The sequence below is a fragment of the Limibacillus sp. genome (assembly GCA_037379885.1).
GTDB lineage: Bacteria > Pseudomonadota > Alphaproteobacteria > Kiloniellales > CECT-8803 > JARRJC01.
Genome location: JARRJC010000045.1, coordinates 1 through 21,222, shown reverse-complemented (window position 1 = coordinate 21,222; position 21,222 = coordinate 1). Strand labels below are relative to the sequence as shown.

At 65.4% G+C, this 21,222-nt stretch carries 19 protein-coding genes; 12 read left to right on the top strand and 7 right to left on the bottom strand.

Annotated elements, in window-relative coordinates:
* From P8X75_12300 to P8X75_12265, 8 genes are all read left to right on the top strand, one after another.
* The coding region (locus P8X75_12300) for an outer membrane beta-barrel protein (protein ID MEJ1995969.1) at nt 1–915 on the top strand (915 nt) is incomplete at its 5' end.
* A gap of 165 nt (nt 916–1,080) precedes the next feature.
* Nucleotides 1,081–2,196, top strand: coding sequence for a hypothetical protein (locus P8X75_12295; GenBank protein MEJ1995968.1), 1,116 nt, complete (start codon nt 1,081–1,083; stop codon nt 2,194–2,196).
* 82 nt (nt 2,197–2,278) lie between these two features.
* Nucleotides 2,279–2,611, top strand: a complete 333-nt coding sequence (locus P8X75_12290) for a hypothetical protein (GenBank protein ID MEJ1995967.1) — start codon at nt 2,279–2,281, stop codon at nt 2,609–2,611.
* 131 nt (nt 2,612–2,742) lie between these two features.
* Nucleotides 2,743–2,868 (top strand): type B 50S ribosomal protein L36, encoded by a 126-nt coding sequence (ykgO, locus tag P8X75_12285; protein MEJ1995966.1) that lies wholly within the window; start codon nt 2,743–2,745, stop codon nt 2,866–2,868.
* A gap of 191 nt (nt 2,869–3,059) precedes the next feature.
* Nucleotides 3,060–4,547 (top strand): FAD-linked oxidase C-terminal domain-containing protein, encoded by a 1,488-nt coding sequence (locus tag P8X75_12280; protein MEJ1995965.1) that lies wholly within the window; start codon nt 3,060–3,062, stop codon nt 4,545–4,547.
* A 10-nt stretch (nt 4,548–4,557) separates the two neighbouring features.
* A complete protein-coding gene (gene glcE / locus P8X75_12275) occupies nt 4,558–5,781 on the top strand; it encodes a glycolate oxidase subunit GlcE (GenBank protein ID MEJ1995964.1) in 1,224 nt (407 codons plus the stop codon).
* A 26-nt stretch (nt 5,782–5,807) separates the two neighbouring features.
* A complete protein-coding gene (gene glcF, locus P8X75_12270; protein ID MEJ1995963.1) occupies nt 5,808–7,145 on the top strand; it encodes a glycolate oxidase subunit GlcF in 1,338 nt (445 codons plus the stop codon).
* Nucleotides 7,146–7,180: 35 nt separating this feature from the next.
* A complete protein-coding gene (locus P8X75_12265) occupies nt 7,181–8,476 on the top strand; it encodes an MFS transporter (protein ID MEJ1995962.1) in 1,296 nt (431 codons plus the stop codon).
* On the opposite strand, the gene P8X75_12260 is transcribed toward P8X75_12265, so the two are convergent.
* Nucleotides 8,473–9,567, bottom strand: a complete 1,095-nt coding sequence (locus tag P8X75_12260) for a M14 family metallopeptidase (GenBank protein ID MEJ1995961.1) — start codon at nt 9,565–9,567, stop codon at nt 8,473–8,475. The genes P8X75_12265 and P8X75_12260 overlap by 4 nt on opposite strands.
* A gap of 86 nt (nt 9,568–9,653) precedes the next feature.
* Here P8X75_12260 and P8X75_12255 point away from each other — a divergent pair, with 86 nt between their 5' ends.
* The 3 genes from P8X75_12255 (at nt 9,654) to rarD (ending at nt 12,456) form a co-directional block, all read left to right on the top strand.
* Complete coding sequence (locus P8X75_12255; protein MEJ1995960.1) at nt 9,654–10,205, top strand: tetratricopeptide repeat protein; 552 nt, start codon at nt 9,654–9,656, stop codon at nt 10,203–10,205.
* Nucleotides 10,206–10,296: 91 nt separating this feature from the next.
* Complete coding sequence (locus P8X75_12250) at nt 10,297–11,523, top strand: MFS transporter (protein MEJ1995959.1); 1,227 nt, start codon at nt 10,297–10,299, stop codon at nt 11,521–11,523.
* 6 nt (nt 11,524–11,529) lie between these two features.
* Nucleotides 11,530–12,456, top strand: a complete 927-nt coding sequence (gene rarD / locus P8X75_12245; GenBank protein MEJ1995958.1) for an EamA family transporter RarD — start codon at nt 11,530–11,532, stop codon at nt 12,454–12,456.
* A gap of 2 nt (nt 12,457–12,458) precedes the next feature.
* On the opposite strand, the gene pyk is transcribed toward rarD, so the two are convergent.
* The 6 genes from pyk to P8X75_12215 all read right to left on the bottom strand — a co-directional run bounded on the left by pyk (nt 12,459) and on the right by P8X75_12215 (nt 20,627).
* Entirely contained in the window at nt 12,459–13,877 is a 1,419-nt protein-coding gene (gene pyk, locus P8X75_12240; GenBank protein ID MEJ1995957.1) for a pyruvate kinase, read from the bottom strand.
* A 65-nt stretch (nt 13,878–13,942) separates the two neighbouring features.
* Nucleotides 13,943–15,223, bottom strand: a complete 1,281-nt coding sequence (locus P8X75_12235; protein ID MEJ1995956.1) for a glycerate kinase — start codon at nt 15,221–15,223, stop codon at nt 13,943–13,945.
* Nucleotides 15,220–16,473, bottom strand: coding sequence for an MFS transporter (locus P8X75_12230; protein ID MEJ1995955.1), 1,254 nt, complete (start codon nt 16,471–16,473; stop codon nt 15,220–15,222). Before P8X75_12230 ends, P8X75_12235 begins: the two co-directional genes overlap by 4 nt.
* 10 nt (nt 16,474–16,483) lie before the next feature.
* Complete coding sequence (locus P8X75_12225) at nt 16,484–17,215, bottom strand: GntR family transcriptional regulator (GenBank protein MEJ1995954.1); 732 nt, start codon at nt 17,213–17,215, stop codon at nt 16,484–16,486.
* 180 nt (nt 17,216–17,395) lie between these two features.
* Nucleotides 17,396–18,355 carry a ribonucleotide-diphosphate reductase subunit beta gene (locus P8X75_12220; GenBank protein MEJ1995953.1) on the bottom strand — a complete coding sequence of 320 codons (960 nt, stop codon included), beginning with the start codon at nt 18,353–18,355 and terminating at the stop codon, nt 17,396–17,398.
* Between the two features lie 193 nt (nt 18,356–18,548).
* On the bottom strand, nt 18,549–20,627 hold the full coding sequence (locus P8X75_12215) for a ribonucleoside-diphosphate reductase subunit alpha (GenBank protein ID MEJ1995952.1): 2,079 nt from the start codon (nt 20,625–20,627) through the stop codon (nt 18,549–18,551).
* A 188-nt stretch (nt 20,628–20,815) separates the two neighbouring features.
* Between P8X75_12215 and P8X75_12210 the strand changes: the two genes are divergently transcribed.
* Nucleotides 20,816–21,222: SOS response-associated peptidase (locus P8X75_12210; GenBank protein ID MEJ1995951.1), on the top strand; the 407-nt coding region annotated here is incomplete at its 3' end.

The window sequence follows — 21,222 nt, the reverse complement described above, 5'->3', positions numbered from 1 at the left end:
TACCGCATGGCGCATGGGCCGCTCGCTTACGGACGCCTTGGGGTCGTCGGCTCCTCCTTCGACACCAGCTATCAGACGGCGAGCGGCAAGAACTTCGGGGGACGGGAAGACCTGCTCGGCTTCCGCGTGGGTGGCGGTCTCGAGATGCCGGCAGGGGACGGCTTCTTCCTGCGCATGGACTACAGCTACACGAGCTACTCGGATTATGACATCTCGCCGCCTCCAGGCGTCGATAACTTCGCCAACAGTGAAAGTCTGGTCCGCCTTGGCGTGGGCTACCGCTTCGGGGAGGAGGAATCCGATGAGGGCGAAGTCGGGCCGACCTACGATCCGGCCGGCTTCTATCTGGGCGGCCAAGGCGGCATCGCCTCTCTCTTTTCAAACATAACGGGGCCGCGCAGCAACAACGCCGGCAACAGCATTCTGGACGCCGACTACAGCGACGAAGGCCTCAACCTTGGTCTCTTCGGTGGCTGGGGCGAGAGCTACCAGAGGCTCTATCTCGGGTTGGAAGGCGAGATTGAGGGCGGCAGCGCCCAGCCGGATCTCGAGCGGCTCGACGAGGGTCGGCGCTTTTCCGTCGACAAGCAGTTCGGCGTCGGCCTCAACCTGCGCCTGGGATATGCGCTTGGAGAGGCCGGCATGGTCTACCTGCGGGGCGGGCCGGTTTGGGCGCGGTTCGAAACGGATTACGCCGTGGGGAACACGACCAGCATCTCGGACTCAGACAATCAGCTTGGCTGGCGCGGGGGCGTGGGACTGGAGACGCCCCTCGGCGAGGACCTCTTCCTCCGACTCGACTACAGCTACACGGCCTACGACGACTTCGACGTCGCCTACGGAGCGATGGGCGAGGTGGACAACTTCGACAACAGCGAGAGCCTCTTCCGGGTGGGCGTGGGCTGGCGATTCTAGCGGGCTCGATCCCAGGCATGAAATATTTTTTCACATTCTAATTTTGTTATATCTTGAAAATTAGATATAAACGACCCATTCTTTGATCTTAATCAATGAATGTGTCGTGGGTGCCTGCTTACGCTAAAGCAGTGAAGAGCCCAAAGGGAGTTAAGGAGATAGCCCATGAAGAACCGACTTATCACAACCACCGCCGCCTTCTGTCTTGGTGTGTTCACCGCGGGCGTAGTCGGCCTTGATCTGACGTCAGGAGCGCAGGCACAGGGGTCCGGCGTCCAGCAGAACCGTGGCGGTTCCTCCGCAGGAGGTGGTTCCGGTGGTGCAGGCTACCAGGGCGGTAGAAGTAGCATCGACGCCGAGATTTTCCGGGGCCGCGGAGAGCGGGTCATCATCATCTTCGAGGAGGATGACGGTGAAGACAGCGACCGCCCAGATTGGGCGGGTGGCAACACGGACGATAACATTCATTCGCGTGGTGGCGGTGGGCAGCCTGGAAGCGCCGGCACAGGCAAGGGTGATTTCTACGGTGACCTCTACTACCTGGTTCGCGATCCCGAAACGGGCTTACCGATCCTTGACGGCGGGGAGCTTCAGGTCTGTCTTGATCCTGACTGCGTGGAGACCGTCACCATGGTCGACGGCGAGTTGCCCGAAGGCGTCGAGGGCGCGGAGGTGGACTTCGGTCGCACCAACGTCATGCGCGCGCCCGTCCCCGTCATGGATCACGCGCTGCAGGAGGTCATCGACAAGCTGCTTCCCGCGCAAGACGTGAGCGTGGACGAGGCCGGGCGCCTCATCATCGATGGTGCGACGGTGGATTCACCGCTGGAGAATCTCGCCCTCTACATCGCGCTGCTGACCGGTGATGACCGGTTGGACGTTGTGGCCTCAAAGCTTCCGGGCGATACGCTCGACCTGGCTTACAGCGCCCTGGCGGCAGCCGCCGACCAGACCGGCGACATCGACCTGGATTTCACCTTCAACGTGAACCTGCTCTATCTGCTCTCGGGCGTGACGGACGACTATTATGACTATGGGTCCTTCGACTATAGCCGCAGCTATCCGACGGACTACAGTTACTACTACCTCGCTACCGACGGCGTGACGGTTCTGTCGGCAACGCTCGATATCAACGACTATCTCGACGCTGTGAACGGTGCCCTGCCGACCGACGGAGGGATCACCCTCTTCAGCGCGGCCGCGGATGACGCTCTGGAGGTGATCGAACTGGTGCACACCCAGATCCACGACGGGCTGCTGCCGGGTACGGTCACGCCTTAAACCGGCTCTGAACGCCACCGGGGGCGGTGCTGATAAGGCCGTCCCCGGTGCTTTCAAAGCTGAAAGAATGGAGCCAAGCGGAATGAAGGCCTTGACCTTTCTTATGGCTGCCTTGTCGCTGGCCTTGCTTTTCTCTACGCCGGCTGGCGCAGCCGACACGCTTCTGGCCGCTCATGAAGGCGGCCGTGGAGGTCCGCCACCGGGAAAGGGACCCAGCAGCGGCACCGACCACCACGACGATCATGACGACAGCCATGAAACAGATCATGACGAGGGTCATGATGATGGCCATAGCTCGGACGGCCACGATGACGAGAAGCGTGGACCGCGCTACAAGGGAGGCCGCAGCGTCGCCGATCTCAAGAGCGGTTTCGGCCACAGTTTCGATGCAGAAAGCGTGATCTTCCGGCACTGATGCCGGATGCGGGTATAGCACCCTTTCCCGGTTGACAGGACGGGGGAGCCCGCCTATTTTCCGGCTTCGATTTTCGGCGGGCCCGCCCGAAGGCGGTTTGGGCCCGCGTCTTGTTTTAAGGAAACGGAACGATGAAGATTCGTAATTCGCTCCGCACCGCCAAGCTGCGGGAGAAGGGTTGCCGCACCGTGCGCCGTCGCGGGCGCATCTACGTGATCAACAAGCGGAACCCGCGTTTCAAGGCCCGCCAGGGCTGAGGAGAGCGCGGCCGGCTGCCTGAACGGGCGGGCCGGATAAGCTGACACAAAAGGCCGCGCCGCCGGACGACCCCGGCGGCGCGGCCTTTTTGTTGACCGCCGACAGAGCTTGCCCCATAGTCGGACGAAAGTGGTAATACCACTTCGCATGACGGCCCCGGATACAAGGGGTTGAGGGAGGTTCGATAGCCATGAAGATGCCAGATCCCGACAAGGACGTGATCGCCCGGCGCGCCGAGATCATCGACCGCTTGAGGACGCTCGTGCCTGCGCGCTGCGTCATCGCCGCCGAGGACGAGTTGCGCCCCTATGAGACGGACGGCCTGACCGCCTATCGCCAACTCCCCCTGATCGTGGTGCTGCCGGAGACGACGGAGCAGGTCTCCAAGGTGCTGGCTTACTGCCACTCGGAAGGCATCAAGGTGGTGCCGCGCGGTGCCGGCACGGGACTGTCGGGCGGCGCCCTGCCACTGGCCGACGCGATCACGCTCGGGCTTGGCAAGTTCAACCGCATTCTCGATGTCGACTTCGAGAACCGGGCGGTGCGCGCCCAGCCAGGCGTCACGAACCTTGGCATCACCAAGGCTGTGGAGCATGAAGGTTTCTATTACGCGCCCGACCCCTCCAGCCAGATCGCCTGTACCATCGGCGGCAACGTGGCGGAGAACTCCGGCGGCGTGCATTGCCTCAAGTACGGCGTCACGACCAACAACCTGCTGGGCCTGGAAATCGTCATGATGGACGGGACCGTGCTCAAGCTAGGCGGTGAGTATCTCGATTCGGAGGGCTATGACCTGATCGGTCTGCTGACAGGCTCGGAAGGCTTGCTGGGCGTCATCACCGAGGTGACCGTGCGCATCCTCAAGAAGCCGGAGACCGCGCGCGCCCTGCTGCTGGGTTTCGAGAGCAGCGAGGCGGCGGGCGACTGCGTGGGGCGCGTCATTTCCGCGGGCATCATTCCCGGCGGCATGGAGATGATGGACAAGCGCGCCATCCATGCCGTGGAGGACTTCGTGCACGCGGGCTATCCGCTCGATGTGGAGGCTCTTCTGATCGTCGAGCTGGACGGGCCCGAGACCGAGGTCGAGGAACTGATGGAGCGCGTCACCAAGATCGCCGAGGAGAGCGGGGCGGTCTACAACCGCGCTTCGGAAAGCGAGGAGCAGCGCCTGCGCTTCTGGGCCGGGCGCAAGAACGCCTTCCCGGCGGTCGGCCGCATCTCGCCGGACTACTACTGCATGGACGGCACGATCCCGCGCAGGGCGCTTCCCAAGGTGCTGGCGCGCATGTCCGAGCTGAGCCGCGAGTTCTCTCTGGACGTCGCCAACGTCTTTCACGCAGGCGATGGCAACCTGCATCCGCTGATCCTCTACGACGCCAACAAGGAGGGCGAGCTGGAGCGGGCTGAGGACCTGGGCAACGAGATTCTGAAGCTCTGCGTGGAGGTTGGCGGCGTCCTGACAGGCGAGCACGGCGTCGGGGTGGAAAAGCGCGACCTGATGGGCGCCATGTTCTCCGAGGAGGACTTGAAGCAGCAGCAGCGGGTCAAGTGCGCCTTCGATCCGGACGCGCTCTTGAACCCCGGTAAGGTCTTCCCGGTCCTGCACCGCTGCGCCGAATTGGGCCGCATGCACATCCACAAGGGCCAGGTGCCCTTCCCCGACCTGCCGCGCTTTTAAGGGAGGGGGCATGAGCGAGACCTTCCGACCCGAGACCGACAGCCAGGTCGCCGAGCTGCTCTCCTGGGCCTTGGCTGAGGAGATACCGCTGGAGGTGCGCGGCCGGGGCAGTAAGCTGGCCCTGGGCCGCCCGAGCCAGGCGGAGCGCACTCTCGACCTCTCCGGCCTCTCGGGGATCGTCTTCTACGAGCCTGAAGAGCTGGTCCTGAAGGCCCGCGCGGGCACGCCGCTGGCCGAGATCGAAGCCGCGCTCGCCGAGCAGAACCAGGAGCTCGCCTTCGAGCCGTCCGACCTGGGCCCGCTGCTGGGCGGGGAGGCGGCGCAGGGCTCCATCGGCGGTGTCATCGCCTGCAACCTTTCCGGCCCGCGCCGCATCAAGGCGGGTGCTGCACGCGACCATTTCCTGGGGGTGGAAGCCCTTTCGGGACGGGGCGAGGCTTTCAAGTCCGGCGGACGCGTGGTCAAGAACGTGACCGGCTACGACCTCTGCAAGCTGCTCGCCGGATCCTATGGCACGCTGGCGGTCACCACGGACATCGTGGTCAAGGTGCTGCCGCGTCCGGAGAAGACCCGGACCGTGCTTGTCTACGGCCTGGACGACGCCAAGGGCGTCGTCGCCATGACCCGGGCGCTGACCTCCTCTCACGAGGTGTCGGGCGCCGCTCACCTGCCGGCTGGCGTGGCGGCCCGTTCGGGCGTGCCGCGCGTCTCCGACGCGGGCGGTGCGGTCACGGCGATCCGGGTCGAAGGACCGGGCGGCTCGGTCGCCCACCGCTGCGCGGCGCTACGGGAGACGCTGGCCGATCTCGGCGAGACCGAGGAGCTGCACAGCCAGAACTCCGCGACCTTCTGGCGGGAGCTGCGCGACGTCCAGCCCTTCGTCGGCGAGGCTCGGGCGGTCTGGCGCATCTCCGTCGCGCCCAAAGCGGGGCCGCAGGTCGCAGCCGCCGTGGCGGCGATCGAGGGCGCCGGGCACTTCCTCGACTGGGGCGGCGGCCTGATCTGGGCGGCGCTGCCTGCCGAGGGCGACGGCGGCGCAGCGGTCTTGCGGAATGCGGTCAAGCAGGCGGGTGGCGGCCACGCGACCTTGGTGCGCGGGCCCGAGCCGCTGCGCGCGGGCGTTCCGGTGTTCCAGCCGCTGGACCCTGTGCAGGACGCGCTGACCCGCCGCGTGAAAGAGAGTTTCGACCCCAAAGCCATCCTCAACCCCGGCCGCATGATCGCCGGGGTCTAGGCATATCCGGGAGGGCGACGCCAGAAATGCAGACCAACTTCACCCTGGCCCAACTGGCCGATCCGGACATCGCGGAGGCGAACCAGATTCTCCGCAACTGCGTGCACTGCGGTTTCTGCACCGCGACCTGTCCGACCTACGTACTGCTGGGCGATGAACTCGACAGCCCGCGCGGACGCATCTACCTGATCAAGGACATGCTGGAGAAAGACAAGCCGGCGAACGAGGAGGTGGTGACCCACATCGACCGCTGCCTCACCTGCCTTTCCTGCATGACCACCTGTCCTTCTGGCGTCCACTACATGCACTTGGTGGATCAGGCCCGCGTGCACATCGAGGAGACCTATGAGCGTCCGGCGGCCGACCGTTGGATGCGCGAGCTTCTGGCCCTCGTGCTGCCCTATCCGGGCCGCTTCCGCCTGGCGCTGATTGGGGCCACGCTGGCGCGGCCCTTCGCGCGCTTCTTCCCCGGACGGATGGGCGCAATGCTGGGGTTGGCCCCGGCCCGGATCGCTGCGCCCTCGCATGTCGACAAACCCCAGGTCTTCAAGGCCGAGGGCGCGCGCAAGGCGCGGGTCGCCCTCCTCAGCGGTTGCGCGCAGCAAGTGCTGGAGCCGGGCATCAACGAGGCGACCGTGCGCTTGCTGACCCGCCACGGCGTCGAGGTGGTTGTCGCCAAGGGGGCGGGCTGTTGCGGCGCCTTGACCCACCACATGGGACAGGAAGAGAGCGCCCACAGCTTCGCCAAGAGCAACATCACCGCCTGGAGCCGCGAGCTGGAGGGAGAGGGCCTGGACGCCGTCATCATCAACGCCTCGGGCTGCGGCACGACGGTGAAGGACTATGGCTTCATGCTGCGGAACGACGCGGCCTGGGCGGACAAGGCGGCGCGCATCTCCGCCATCACCAAGGACGTGACGGAGTTCTTCCACGATCACGGCCTGATGGAGCCGGTGGTGGAGACGGGCCTCACCATCGCCTATCACTCGGCCTGCTCCATGCAGCACGGTCAGAAGATCACGGAGCCGCCGCGCGCCCTGCTGCGCAAGGCGGGCTTCACGGTGAAGGAGGTGCCGGAGGGGCACCTCTGTTGTGGCTCGGCGGGCACCTATAACATCATGCAGCCGGAGATCGCCCGGCAGCTGCGCGACCGGAAAGTGGCCAACATCGAGAGCACGGGGGCCGAAGCCATCGCCGCCGGGAATATCGGCTGCATCACGCAAATCGGCGGCGCGACGGGACTTCCCATCGTTCACTCAGTAGCGCTTCTCGACTGGGCGACTGGCGGCCCCTGTCCGAAGGAAATTGAGCCCCTGCTGCAAGGCAGGGCTGCGTCCGGCGGCGCTTTACAGGCCGCCGAATAGCGCCTTAACTCACCGCTGATCCGAGGGGATTGGCAGTGAGCGATCAGGATTCAGGCGCCAGCAAGAAACCGACACAGTTGAGCGAGGCGAGTGGCCTCGCCACGCTGATCCTGTCCGCCGGCATCCTGCTGGCCGGTAACGGGCTTCAGGTCACCATGGTCTCGGTCCGGGCCAACCTGGAAGGCTTTCCCTCCCTCTTCATCGGCGCGACTGGAACGGCCTACTACACGGGCTTCGCGGTTGCCTGTTTCCTGGCCCCGCGCCTGATTGCGCGCGCGGGGCACATCCGGGTCTTCGGGGCCATGGCGGCGCTGGCGGCCATTTCAACGCTCTGCATGGCCATTTGGGTCGAGCCGCTGCTCTGGCTTGTGGCGCGGGTTGCGACCGGCTTCGCCTTCGCCGGGTTATCCACGGTGATAGAAAGCTGGTTGAACGCCAGGGTCACGCGGGAGAACCGGGCGCGCGTCTTCAGCATCTACCGCGTGGTCGACCTGGGCGCTGTGACGGGGGCGCAGTTCCTGCTGCCGCTTTTCGGGGCGGGGGGCTTCGAGATCTTCGCCGTGGTCGCGGTCTTCTTCTGCATGGCGCTGATCCCGATTTCCTTGTCGCGCCAGGACTCACCGGCGCCGCCCAGCGACCTCAACCTCAATCCCCGGCGCATCTGGAAGCTCTCCCCCTTGGCTTGTGTCGGCTGTCTCACCATCGGGCTCACCAACGGCGCCTTTCGAATCATGGGGCCGGTCTACGCCACGGAATCCGGCCTGGCGGTCGAGCAGGTGGCGCTCTTCATCTCCGCAGGGATCGTCGGCGGCGCTGCGCTCCAGTATCCCTTCGGATGGCTTTCCGACCGCTTCGACCGGCGCAAGATCGTAATCGTGGCGACGGCGGGCGCGACCTTGGCGGGTCTGTTCCTGACCTTCCTGGGCGGCGAGCGGGCGGAGATGATGTATCTGGGCGCCTTCCTTTTCGGCGCGTTCGCGATCCCGCTCTATTCCCTGTCCGTGGCGCACGCCAACGACTTCGCCGGACCGGGCGACTACGTCGCGCTGTCAGCGACGCTCACGCTCTCCTTCGCGCTGGGTGCGGCCGTCGGGCCGGCGATCGCAGGGCAGGTGATCGCGCTCACCGATCCGCGCTACTTCTTCACCTACACATCGGTGCTGCACGGCAGCTTCATTCTCTTCGTGCTCTACCGCATGACCCGGCGCCGCTCGCCTGGCAGCGATCAGAAGGGAAAGTACACGCCGCTTCTGCGAACCTCGCCGATGCATATCCGGGTGTTCAAACGCCTGAAGGGGGAAGAGGGCGGAAACGGCGCGCCGGGGCGTTAACCGGCCCACAAACCGCTCAGCGCCAATCGCTGCGTTTCCAGGGCCCGTTCCCAGACGGCTTCCTTCCAATCGGCGGCGTCCTGGTAGAAGGCGGCGCGGATCTGCTGCTTGATCGCCTTGCCCTTTTCGCCCGCCGGATCGCCGTGCTGATGCAGCCAGTTGTCCGCGCGAAGGGCGAGCTTCACCTCCTCGGTCGGGATCGTCCCGTATTCCAGCGCCACGGCGGTCACCTCGCAGTGGGGCAGGGCCGCCTCGATAGCCGTCAGATTAACGCCGTGGAGAGGCACGGAGGCGGAGGTGCCGAGAAAGGGCGAGGTGATATCGCCGTCGTAGAAGGCTTCGGCACGGGCATGTCCGGGCCCGCCGGGCGCTGCCGCGCAGATGCGCTCCCCATGACCTCTCGGCCCCAGGCCGGTGTGATAGTCGATGAGCGCGACCCGCTTCGCCCCGCCGAGGTAGCCGGTCAGGATTCCGATCAGAGTCCGGTTCGACCAGGTTGCTTCGCGACCGCCATAGAACAGCCCATCCGGATGTTCGTACTGCCCGCCTGAAATCGCGCTTTGCAGCGCCAGCCGTCCATGCCGGTCGGCGTAGGCCATCAACTCGCGGTTCGTGGCCGCGATCACGGCGTCGTTCCACTCACGCGGGCAGAGAATGCCGTGAAGCTCTTCATATCCCCGGTTCCCGGGATAGGGCTCCTCCCCATGCCGCAAAAAGTTGCGGTTGAGGTCCACGTTGTCTTCGGTGACCCGGCGCAGCCAGGAGAAGCCATAGGGATTGATCGCGTGGATCTGAAGCAGCGCTGTCTTCTCCGGCAGTCCCGAAGCCTCGCCGCTTGCCAGGGTACCAAGCTGCACGCCGGAGCCACAGAAGCCCTCCGCGCCGTGTGTCGCCGACAGCGTCACCAGGACGGCCTCGGCGTCCTCCGGCCCATGCCAGACGGCATCGCAGGTCAGGGTCTCCTCCGCCATCCCCCTGGCGCGGTCGTTCACGAAGCTTTGATGCGCCCCGCCTTCGCGGCGGCTTGCCTCAAGGAAGCGCGCCCTGGCCTCCTCGTAGCTCGCTGAAAAGAAATTCTCCGGGTGGCTCATCCAGTCCTCGGCGCTACCTTAAAGTTCTGTCGGGCCGTGCCAGCGGTCCTTTGAAATGCCGACCAGGATGGGAGCATACTCGTCATATGAAACGCTTTCTATCGGTGCTGTTCCTTCTGGCGTTCCTCGCGGCGCCGGACGCACAGGGCGATCAAAAGGATCCCCGCCTGGACGGCCTCTTCGAGGAACTGCAGACCCTGGAGGATTCGCAAGTCGCGCAGGCCGTGGAGCTGCAGATCTGGCAGCTGTGGCTGCAGAGCCGCAACGCGGCGGTGAATCTTCTGATGCGCACGGGCATCAGCGCCATGGAGCGTGAGGACTATGCCGCCGCGCTGATTTCCTTCGACCGCATCACGGGCATGGAGCCAGATTTCGCGGAGGGCTGGAATAAGCGCGCGACGCTGCTCTATTACCTCGGGGACTACAGCGGCTCGCTCACCGATATCGACAAGACCCTCGCTTTGGAACCCCGGCATTTCGGAGCCTATTCCGGTCGCGGTCTGGTTTTCATGAAGCTGGAACGCTACGACCTTGCGCGCGAAGCCTTTGAGAAAGCGCTGGAGATCAACCCGCACTCCAATGGCGCCAAGCGCTATCTGGAAGAAGTCCTGCTGAAGCTTGAGAAGAACCGCATCTAGCCGCAAGCTAGCCAGCGCTGCGGCTCGCGCAGACCCGCCATTCGCACAAACCGGATAGTCTCGGCGCCGCCGTCCCGGTAAAAGGCTCCCCATGACAAGCCAAGACGGAACAGCTTTGAGCTGGCGCACGCCCCTGGTGGTCATCCTCTTTGCGGGGTTGATCCTCAGTTTCAACATGGGCATCCGCCAGACCTTCGGCCTCTTCATCGCCCCGATGAACGAGGATATCGGCATTTCCGTATCCTCCTTCTCTTTGGCGATCGCCTTTCAGAACCTTCTCTGGGGTCTCGTGACGCCCTTCGCCGCGGCCTTCGCGGACCGCTACGGGACCGGGCGTGTCCTTGTGGCGGGTTCTCTGTTCTATGGCGCCGGCATCGCCATGATGGTCTTGCTCCCCAACGCCTTCGGCGTGCACTTAGGCGCGGGTCTCCTCGTCGGTCTCGGCGTCGGAAGCTGCGGCTTTCCCATGGTGCTGGGCGCGGTCGCGCGCCTGACGCCCGAGAGCTACCGCTCGGCGGCGCTAGGCTTCGCCTCCGCCGGCGGCTCTGCGGGGCAGTTCGTGCTGCTGCCCGTGACCCAGGAACTGATCCTGGGTCTCGACTGGCAGGGCGCGCTTCTGGTGTTGATGGGGCTCGCCTTCCTGATCGTCCCGCTGGCCGCGGCCTTGACCGGCAAGGCCAGTACGGCGCAGGGCCCTGGTCCCGCGTCGCTCAAGGCCGCCGTTTCCGAGGCGGGGCTCAATCCCAGCTACCGTTTGCTGACCGTAGGTTTTTTCGTCTGCGGCTTTCACGTCGCCTTCGTCGCGACTCACCTGCCGGGCTACATCCTGAGCTGCAACCTGTCGGGCCGGGTCGGCGCGACGGCGCTGGGCCTCATCGGCTTCTTCAACATCATCGGCGGTCTCTCCGCCGGGCTCCTGGGCGGGAAGTTCAGCAAGAAGTATCTGCTTGCGGGCATCTACACCGGCCGGGCGATTGCCATTGCGCTCTTCATCCTGGGGCCGAAGGAGGAGTGGGCCGTCTTCACCTTCTCGGCCGTCTTCGGGCTCTTCTGGCTATCGACGATTCCTCTCACCAGCGGTCTAGTGGGGCAGATCTTCGGCGCGCGCTACATGGCCACGCTCTTCGGTCTTGTGATGCTGAGCCACCAGGTTGGCGCCTTCCTGGGCGCGTCCCTGGGCGGACTCTCCTATGACTTGCTCGGCAGCTACGAGCCGGTCTGGTGGTTCTCCGTGGCGCTCGGCCTTTTCTCCGCGGCGGTCCATCTGCCGATCCGCGAGCGGCCGTTGGAGCGCGAGCCCCTGCCTCAGGGGAGCTAACCCACCATGATCGACAGCAGGGAGCAGAAAAAGGGCGCCGGCTTCGCGCTGCTGGCCTTCTTCTTCTGGGGCGGCCTGACGCCGCTCTACTTCAAGGCCGTCTCCGGCGTGCCGCCCATCGAAACGCTCGCCAACCGGGTGATCTGGTCGCTGCTTCTGGTCGGCGTCCTGCTTTTCGCCATGAAGCGGGTGGCGGGCCTGCGTGCGGCGCTGGCCAGCCCGAAGGTCCTTCGCACCTTGCTGCTGGCCGCCTTCTTCGTGTCGCTGAACTGGTTTCTCTACATCTACGCCATCAACGCCTCCATGACGGTCGAGGCGGCGCTGGGCTACTACATCAATCCCTTGATCAACGTGATCCTGGGCATGGTCGTACTGCGCGAGCTCTTGAGCCGGGCGCAAGGTCTGGCGGTGCTGCTGGCCGCACTCGGCGTTGCGAACCTGACATGGCAACTGGGCGCGGTGCCCTGGGTGGGCTTGGCGCTGGCGCTCTCCTTCGGGATCTACGGCCTCATCCGCAAGACGGCGCCGCTGGCATCGCTGGAGGGGTTGTTCATGGAAACCCTGCTGCTGGCGCCCTTCGCCATCGGCCTGCTCGTCTACCTCCAGTTCTTCGGCGGTGGCCAGTCCATGAGCCTGGCCGATCCCGGTCTTTTCGGTCTCCTAATGCTGTCTGGCCCGGTCACGGCGCTGCCGCTCATCTGGTACGCCAGCGCGGCGCGGCGTCTGCGCTATTCGACGATCGGGCTGTTCCAGTATCTTGCGCCCACCTGCATCATGCTGACGGCTGTCTTTGTGTTCGGCGAGCCCTTCACCCAGGCCCATCTGGTGACCTTCGCCTGCATCTGGGCGGCGCTGGCGATCTACAGCTTCGACAGCCTGCTCACAGCGCGCCGTCTGCGCCGGGCGCAGTTCCTCGGAAAAGCCCCGGCCTAGGATTACTTCTCCACCCTCGCGATGCGCAGGATGTTGGTCGCACCTGGCGTGCCGAAGGGAACGCCGGCGGTGATCACCAGCTTGTCGCCGGGCTTGGCGAAGCCCTCCTCGGCGGAGACGCGGGCGGCCTTCTGCACCATCTCCGAGAAGGAGCGCACGTCGGCAGTGTGCACGCAGTGCAGGCCCCAGGCGATCGCCAGACGGCGTGCCGTCGGCAGGCTTGAGGTGATGGTCAGGATCGGCACGCTCGGACGCTCCCGGCCTGAGCGCAGGGCCGTCGAGCCGGAGGTCGTGTAACAGACGATGGCCGAGGCGCCGATGGTGAAGGCCACTTGGCTGGCCGCGTTGGAGATGGCGTCGGGCGCGGTCGCTTCCGGCTCTGGGTGCAGCGCGTCGATGATCTTGCGGTAGAAGCGGGAGGTCTCCGTGCGCTGGATGATCCGGTCCATCATCTCCACCGCGAGTACCGGGTAGTCGCCCGCCGCGCTTTCGGCGGAGAGCATCACGGCATCGGCGCCATCGTAGACCGCCGTCGCCACGTCCGAAGCCTCGGCCCGCGTCGGGGCGGGCGCGTGCACCATGGAGTCCAGCATCTGCGTTGCCACCACCACCGGCTTTCCGGCGAGCCGGCAGGCCTCGATGATCTCCTTCTGGCGGCTCGGCACGTCTTCGGGCGGCAGCTCCACGCCCAGATCGCCGCGCGCCACCATGACGGCGTCCGCGATCTCCACCAGTTCCTGCAGGCGGTCGATGGCCTGCGGCTTTTCGATCTTGATCAGGATGGGCGCGCGGCCCGCCACGAGCCGACGCGCCTCGGCCACGTCCTCCGGACGCTGCACGAAGGACAGGGCGATCCAGTCGACACCAGCGTCCAGCGCGAACTTCAGGTCCTTGCGGTCCTTGGCCGTGATCGGGCTGATCGGCATGACCACGCCCGGCACGTTGACGCCCTTGTTGTTGGATAGCGGGCCGCCGGTGATGACCTTCGCATCGGCATAGCCCTCGCCGCACTTGACCACCTCCAGCCGGATATTGCCGTCATCCAGCAGGATCGGCGCGCCGGGGCTGAGCGCTGCGAAGATCTCCTTGTGTGGCAGCGGCAATAGCTCGGCACTGCCTTCCTTGGCCTTCAGGTCGAGCCGCAGCGTCTTGCCTTTGGTCAGGGTTACCTTGCCGCCCTCGAACTTTCCGACGCGGAGCTTTGGTCCCTGCAGGTCGGCCAGAATGGAGGTGGGCCGGTCCAGTTCCTTCTCCAGCGTGCGGATCGTGTCGATGCGGGCCTTGTGATCCTCGTGGCTGCCGTGACTGAAGTTCATGCGGAAGACATCGGCCCCTGCTTGCATCAGGGCCTTGATGGTCTTCTTGTCGGTGGAGGCCGGACCGAGGGTCGCTACGATCTTAGCCTTGCGGTTGCGCCTCATGGTGGCAGGAACTCCCTATTCGCGGCGATGGACGGACGGGTGCGTCCGCCCTTTTGTAGCGCGGCTTAGGTGACAGGTAAAATCAGGATGGCGCGGAAGTCGTTCACGTTGGTCAGCGTCGGGCCGGTCACCACCAGATCGCCGAGCGCCTCGAAGAAGCCGTAGCCGTCGTTGTCGGCGAGTCGGGCCTTGGCGCTCACGCCCTTGGCCTCGGCGCGTTGCAGGCTGTCGGGTGAGAGCAGGGCGCCCGCATTGTCCTCGCTGCCGTCGATGCCGTCGGTGTCGCAGGCAATGGCGTGGATGCCGGGCGCGCCCTTGAGGGCGACGCAGAGCGCCAGCAGGAACTCGGCGTTGCGCCCGCCGCGTCCCTGACCGCGCAGCGTGACCGTTGTCTCGCCACCCGAGAGCAGGACGCAAGGCGCGGGCGCGGGCTGTCCGTGTCGCGCTGCCTGCTGGGCCATGGCGGCCATGACGCGCGCGACCTCGCGGGCCTCGCCTTCGATCGCATCGCCTAGTATCAAGGGTGTCACGCCCGACTCGCGCGCCAGCTCCGCTGCGGCTTCCAGGCTGGTTTGCGGCGCGGCGATCATGCGCACTTCGGATCGCGCGAGCTGGGCGTCCTCCGGCTTGGGAGTTTCAGAGCCGGGCTTTTCGAGATGCCGGGCGACCGCTTCGGGAGGCTCGATCCCATACTTCTCCAGCACCGCGCGGGCGTCTTCCAGGGTGGTGGGATCGCCGACCGTGGGGCCCGAGGCGATGGTCGCAGGATCGTCGCCCGGCACGTCGGAGATCAGGAGGCTGACACAGCGCGCGGGGTGCGCGGCGGCGGCGAGCCGCCCGCCCTTGATGGCCGAGAGGTGCTTGCGCAGGCAGTTCATCTCACCGATGTCCGCGCCCGAGCGCAGCAGGGCCTTGTTGACCGCCTGCTTGTCCGCCAGCGTCAAGCCCTCGGCGGGCAGGGAGAGCAGCGAGGAGCCGCCCCCTGATATCAGGCAGAGCAGCAGGTCGTCCTCGCCGAGCCCCCGGGCCAGGTCCAGGATGCGCTCGGCCGCCTTCAAACCGGCGTCGTCGGGGATGGGGTGCGCGGCCTCCACCACCTCGATCTTATCGCAGGGCACGGCGTGACCGTAACGGGTGACGACCAAGCCTTCGAGGGGCCCGTCCCAGGCTTGCTCGACGGCGCGCGCCATGGCCGCCGCCGCTTTGCCCGCGCCGACCACCAGCGTGCGGCCCTTGGGCGCTTCCGGCAGGTGCGGCGGCAGGGCGACGGCCGGATCGGCCGCTGCCAGGGCGGCGTCGAACAAGTTGCGCAGAAAGGCGTTCGCCTGCGTGGTGTCCAGGGTCATCGGCTAGGCTCCTCCCGGATCAAGAGGCTAGCCGCGAAGGCCACGGCGAGAAAGGCCGGAAGCACGGAAAAGGCGATCAGGTAGGCTTCCGGGTCGTAGATGCGCGCCCCCGCGGCCATCTCTCCGGACCAGTTCAGATCGAGCAGCCAGCCGATCAGGGGCTGGAAGAGCGCGCCGGTTGCCGTCACGGCGGCGTTCACGAAGGCATAGGCGGCACCGGTGACTGAGATGGGGTTGGAGACGCGGGCCAGCGCGAAGCCCGTCACCATGGCGCCCAGATTGAACCCGATCACCGCCATCAGCGGCAGGATCAGGGCGGGCGGCAAGGGCAGATAGAAAAGCGCGATCATGCCCAGCAACCCGAGCAGCATCGCCGCCTGCATCAGACGCTTGGGGCGACCGAAGCGGTCGCTGGCCCAGCCCGCCGCGGGAGAGCCGAGCGCCCAGCCGAGGAACATGACCGAGGTGATGCCCGCCGCTTCCGTGCGCGCAAGGCCATGGCTCTGCATCAACCAGGCCACGCCCCAGAGACCGGCCATCGAGAGCATCGGCGCCGTCATGGCCGCCGAGCAGAGCGCCAGGAGCCAGTTCTGACGGTTGGTGACGACGCGCTTCAGCCCGGCGAAGGGGGATTCCTGGCGGCTCGCTTCATCCTCTTCAATCCCGGCCGGGCGGTCGCGCACGATCAGCCAGACCAGCAGCGCCAGCAGCAGGGCGACACCGCCCAGCAGCAGGAGCGTGTCGCGCCATCCCGAGCCTTCCACCACTGCGGCCAGCGGCGCTTGCCCCAGAAAGCCGCCCGCCATGCCGAAGGTCATGGTGAGGCCGGAGAGCAGGGCGAAGCGGCGGGCGGGGAACCAGTTGGTCGCGAGCTTCAGAGAGCCGACATAGCCGAAAGCGACGCCGAGTCCGATCATCAAGCGGGCGAGGTAGGCCGTCTCAATGGCCTCGGCTTGAGCGAACAGCACGCTGCCCCCGCAGGCCAGCAGCAGCGCAGGCGCGAGGAGGCGGCGGGGCCCATAGCGGTCGATCATCATGCCGATGGGAATCTGCATCCCGGCGTAGATGTAGAAATAGAAGGCCGAGAGATTGCCAAGTACGGCGCCGCCCACAGCGAGGTCGGCCATCAGCGAATCGATCATTACCGACGGGGAGACCCGCTGCACAAAGGCATAGGTGAAGGTGAGCGCGGCGAGGAGCCAGACCAGCCAAGGCCGCCAGTCTGGAGAGGGGCGCGCTTGAAGGGTCATGGTCTAAAGGTCACCACTCTCGGACGAGGGTCAGATTGCGAGGCGAGACGGCGGTAGGTCCTCTTCGCCGTCCTCTCCGGCGCTGTAGAGCGCCAGGATGGTCAGCAGGTGATCGGCCATGGCCTGTTCGGCGGCCTTGGGGTCTCCCGCCGAGATGCCCTGCCAGATCGCTCGGTGATGCTCCAGGAAGCGCGCGTCGTCTTCGGGCGTGGCGGAGAGCGTGAAGCGGTGGAAGGCGAGCATTTCCTCCGCCCGCCGCCTTGGCGACGGCCATGTGAAAGGCGGAGTCGTCCTCCGCCTTGAAGCGGACCGGACGGTCCGGATCGGTCATGAGGTAGAGAGCCGCGCGAATCGCGTCCAGGTCCTTCTCCGAGGCACGCGTGGCCGCCCGTCCGGCAGCCCAGCACTCGAGGTGGGCGCGCAGTTCCATGAGGTCGCGCAGGTTCTTGGTGTTGGCCTGGATCAGCTGGGTCAGGGCGCTGTCGAGCGCTTCGGCGGAGGCGATGACGCGGGTCCCGCCGCCCTGAACCGCCGTGACGAGACCGTGGGCCTTCAACTGTTGCAGGGCGGCGCGCACCGAAACGCGCGAGACGCCCATCATGTCAGCCAGTTGGCGTTCGCCCGGCAGGCGCTCGCCCGGCGCCAGCGTGCCGCCCGCGATTAGCCGCTTCAGCTCCTCGGCCACGCGATCGGCCACGCGCTCGCGCTCGATCGTGGAGAAACGGGGGTCCTTGTCGTTCACCCTCTTTTTCGCTTTCTGTGATTGGTCTCATCCAAGTGGTAACACCAATTTACAGGAAGCGGCAACGGGTGCCTAGTGCTCTTGGCTTAGCGCGCGCGATCAGAAAAGAGGGCCGCCCACCTCTTGGTGAACGGCCCCTATGCGAGTGCCCTGCGCAACAGAGAGGCTTCGCCAGTCTCTTTAGTCGAAGGCCTCTTCCCAGCTGCCCTGGGTGGAGGCTTTCGAGTATTCGGTTGCTCTGTTCTCGAAGAAGTTGGTGTGTTCCACGCCGTTCAGGATCGCGTCCAGCCAGGGCAGGGGATTCTTCTCGACATGGTACATGGCGTTGAGGCCCAACTGGCCGAGGCGCCGGTCGGCGATGTAGCGGATGTAGCGCTTCACTTCCTCGGCGGTCAGGCCTTCGATCTCCCCGGCTTCGAAGGCGAGGTCGATGAAGGCGTCCTCGTGGGTGACGATGGTGTCGCAGGCCTTGTAGAGATCGCGCTCCAGCTCCTCGGTCCAGATCTCCGGATTCTCCTGCATGAAGGTGCGGAACAGGCGGATGATCGAATGGGTGTGCAGCGTCTCGTCGCGCACCGACCAGGACACGATCTGCCCCATGCCCTTCATCTTGTTGTGGCGTGGGAAGTTCATCAGAATCGCAAAGGACGCGAAGAGCTGCAGGCCCTCGGTGAAGGCGCCGAACACGGCCATGGTCTTGGCGATGTCTTCCTTGGTGTCGACCCCGAACTCCTGCATGTAGTCGTACTTGTCCTTCATCTCCTTGTACTTGAGGAAGGCGGAGTACTCGGCCTCGGGCATGCCGATGGTGTCCAGCAGGTGGGAGTAGGCGGCGATATGCACCGTCTCGATGTTGGAGAAGGCGGCCAGCATCATCTGCACTTCCGTGGGTTTGAAGACCCGCGAATAGTGCCGCATGTAGCAGTTGTTCACCTCGACGTCCGACTGGGTGAAGAAGCGGAAGATCTGGGTCAGCAGGCTGCGCTCCGCGACGGTCAGGCTGTGCTGCCAGTCCTTCACGTCGTCGGCCAGCGGCACTTCTTCGGGCAGCCAGTGGATGCGCTGCTGCGTCAGCCAGGCCTCGTAGGCCCAGGGATAGTTGAATGGCTTGTAGATCGGATCGGCGTCAAGCAGGGACATGTCCCGTTTTTCTCCCTCATTCTTAAGTCCGGCGCACTTGGCCCAGGCCGGAACTTCGCTCTGCGTTCTTTTCGGTTTGGTCGTGGGCGGCGCCCTGCCGCCGCCCCCGTTTTCTGGAGCGGCTTTTTGTCCCGCTCCTTATTTGGTCGGGAACGGCGCCCTGCCGCCGTCCCCGTGAGAGCCTACTCCCGGCCTACTGGCAGGAGAGGCATTCCTCGTAGTCCGTCGAGCTGCCGCCGGAGGGCTGTTCGCCCGCGTTGACCTTGCCCAGAAGCGGAAGGGCCTTGGCCTCGACACTGCGGTCGCCCATGGAGGTCTCGGCCCGCTGGATGGAGCGCGAGCGGCAGTAGTAGAGGCTCTTCACGCCCTTCTTCCAGGCCTGGAAGTGGATCTGGTGAAGGTCGCGTTTGTGCACGTTGGCCGGCAGGAAGATGTTGAGCGACTGTGCCTGACAGACGAAGGGCGCGCGGTCCGCGGCCAGTTCGATCAGCCAGCGCTGGTCCAGCTCGAAGGCGGTCTTGAAGCAGTCCTTCTCGTCTTGGTCCAGGAAGTCCAGGTGCTGCACCGAGCCTTCGTTGATGGTGATGGAACTCCAGGTCTCCTCGTCGTTCCTGCCCTTTTCTTCCAGCAGGCTTTCCAGGTGCTTGTTGCGCACGGCGAAGGAGCCCGAGAGGGTCTTGTGAGTATAGGCGTTGGCTGCGGTCGGCTCGATGCCGGGAGAGGCGCCGCCGCAGATGATCGAGATGGAGGCGGTGGGTGCAATGGCCATCTTGTTGGAGAAGCGCTCCATGATGCCGAACTCGGCGGCGTCGGGGCAGGGGCCGCGCTCTTCGGCCAGCGTGCGGCTGGCGGCATTGGCCTCCTCGCGGATCTTCTTGAAGATCTTCATGTTCCAGACCTTCGACATCACGCCTTCCAGCGGGATGCGGCGCTTCTGCAGGAAAGAGTGAAAACCCATGACGCCGAGCCCGACCGAGCGTTCGCGCATGGCGGAGTAGCGGGCCCGCTCCATGGAATCGGGCGCGTTGGCGATGTAGTCGCTCAGCACGTTGTCGAGGAAGCGCATGATGTCCTCGATGAAGCCCTCCTCGTTCTCCCACTCCTCATAGGTCTCTAGGTTGAGAGAGGAGAGGCAGCAGACGGCGGTCCGCTCCTTGCCGAGATGATCCATGCCGGTCGGCAGCGTGATCTCGCTGCAGAGGTTCGACATCTTCACGCTCAGACCGGCCAGCTTGTGGTGTTCGGGTATCTGCCGGTTCACGTGATCGCCATAGATGATGTAGGGCTCGCCCGTCTCGATCCGCGCGGTCAGGAGGCGGACCCAGAGCGAGCGCGCGGAGACCTTGCGCACAACGTGGTTGTCGTGCGGGCTGAGCAGCGCCCATTCGGCGTCCTGCTCGACGGCGCGCATGAAGGCGTCGGAGATGACCACGCCATGATGCAGGTTGAGCGCCTTGCGGTTCGGGTCGCCGCCGGTCGGGCGGCGCATCTCGATGAACTCGTCGATCTCCGGATGGGAAATCGGCATGTAGCAGGCCGCCGAGCCGCGGCGGAGCGAGCCCTGAGAGATCGCCAGCGTCAGGGAATCCATCACGCGGATGAAGGGGATCACGCCGGAGGTCTTGCCGTTCTTGCCGACCTTCTCGCCGATGGAGCGCAGGTTGCCCCAATAGCTGCCGATGCCGCCCCCGCGCGCGGCGAGCCAGACGTTCTCGTTCCACAGCCCAACGATGCCGTCCAGCGAATCACCGGCTTCGTTCAGGAAGCAGGAGATCGGCAGGCCGCGCTTGGTGCCGCCGTTGGAAAGCACCGGCGTCGCCGGCATGTACCACAGCTTGGAGATGTAATCGTAGAGGCGCTGGCCATGGGCGCTGTCGTCGGCGTAGTGCGCCGCGACCCGGGCGAAGAGGTCCTGATAAGACTCGCCGGGCATCAGGTAACGGTCGGTCAGCGTCGCCTTGCCGAAGGGGGTCAGCAGATCGTCCCGGCTCCGGTCCATGCGGATCTCGACGCCACGGTCGTTCTGAAAGACATCGCGGATCCGCTCGTCCCGGAACAGGTCGTCGTCATCCTTGCCGCCGCTCTTCGCGTCAGCGCCCCCGGATGCCGTCTTCCGGCCTTCGGCGACCGGCCCTGTGGATTTCTTCGCCTGAGGCGCTTTGCCGTGATCGTCCTTGGCCGCACGGCGACGCGCCTCAGCAACGTCCTTTTCCACAGGATCGTCGGCTCCTTCGAACCCGTCGCTCTGGCGGAAAACAGCAGGATTGTCCATTCCTTACCTCCCCCTCATCCACATCTGTGGAATGGATGGTTTGTGCACAACATCTAGTTCGCCCAAACCAAATCGGCCCTAAATGTAGCGGATGTAACGCTTTTCTGTCGATATGAACATAACAAGAACATGCGTTTTTCCGCAAGGCGGCTTTTGTGGAGAGGGGCTCTGGGCTAGCATTTTCGGCCATGTGCGGGCGTTTCATCCTGACCACGCCGATCGAGGCCCTGGCGGAAATCTTCGGATTTTCCGAAAGGCCCAATCTTGCCCCGCGCCACAACATCGCGCCGACTCAGTTGGTCGCCGCCGTGCGCAGCGGCGAGGACGGCGCGCGCCATCTCGCTGTCCTGCATTGGGGATTGGTGCCCTTCTGGGCGAAGGACAGTTCGATCGGCTCCAGGATGATCAATGCGCGGGGCGAAAGCGTGGCCGAGAAGCCCGCCTTCCGGGCGGCGTTCAGGCACCGGCGCTGTCTCATTCCCGCCAATGGTTTCTATGAGTGGAAGAAGGCCCCGGACGGCGGCAAGCAACCCTATTTGATCCGCCGGCCCTCGGGCGAGCCTTTCGCCTTTGCCGGGTTATGGGAATCCTGGGA

Excerpts from the sequence above, each read along its gene's own strand:
- P8X75_12295 (MEJ1995968.1), top strand. The coding sequence starts at position 1,081 with ATGAAGAACCGACTTATCACAACCACCGCCGCCTTCTGTCTTGGTGTG.
- P8X75_12290 (MEJ1995967.1), top strand. The coding sequence starts at position 2,279 with ATGAAGGCCTTGACCTTTCTTATGGCTGCCTTGTCGCTGGCCTTGCTT.
- ykgO (MEJ1995966.1), top strand. The coding sequence starts at position 2,743 with ATGAAGATTCGTAATTCGCTCCGCACCGCCAAGCTGCGGGAGAAGGGT.
- P8X75_12280 (MEJ1995965.1), top strand. The coding sequence starts at position 3,060 with ATGAAGATGCCAGATCCCGACAAGGACGTGATCGCCCGGCGCGCCGAG.
- glcE (MEJ1995964.1), top strand. The coding sequence starts at position 4,558 with ATGAGCGAGACCTTCCGACCCGAGACCGACAGCCAGGTCGCCGAGCTG.
- glcF (MEJ1995963.1), top strand. The coding sequence starts at position 5,808 with ATGCAGACCAACTTCACCCTGGCCCAACTGGCCGATCCGGACATCGCG.
- P8X75_12260 (MEJ1995961.1), bottom strand. The coding sequence starts at position 9,567 with ATGAGCCACCCGGAGAATTTCTTTTCAGCGAGCTACGAGGAGGCCAGG.
- P8X75_12255 (MEJ1995960.1), top strand. The coding sequence starts at position 9,654 with ATGAAACGCTTTCTATCGGTGCTGTTCCTTCTGGCGTTCCTCGCGGCG.
- P8X75_12250 (MEJ1995959.1), top strand. The coding sequence starts at position 10,297 with ATGACAAGCCAAGACGGAACAGCTTTGAGCTGGCGCACGCCCCTGGTG.
- rarD (MEJ1995958.1), top strand. The coding sequence starts at position 11,530 with ATGATCGACAGCAGGGAGCAGAAAAAGGGCGCCGGCTTCGCGCTGCTG.
- pyk (MEJ1995957.1), bottom strand. The coding sequence starts at position 13,877 with ATGAGGCGCAACCGCAAGGCTAAGATCGTAGCGACCCTCGGTCCGGCC.
- P8X75_12235 (MEJ1995956.1), bottom strand. The coding sequence starts at position 15,223 with ATGACCCTGGACACCACGCAGGCGAACGCCTTTCTGCGCAACTTGTTC.
- P8X75_12230 (MEJ1995955.1), bottom strand. The coding sequence starts at position 16,473 with ATGACCCTTCAAGCGCGCCCCTCTCCAGACTGGCGGCCTTGGCTGGTC.
- P8X75_12220 (MEJ1995953.1), bottom strand. The coding sequence starts at position 18,355 with ATGTCCCTGCTTGACGCCGATCCGATCTACAAGCCATTCAACTATCCC.
- P8X75_12215 (MEJ1995952.1), bottom strand. The coding sequence starts at position 20,627 with ATGGACAATCCTGCTGTTTTCCGCCAGAGCGACGGGTTCGAAGGAGCC.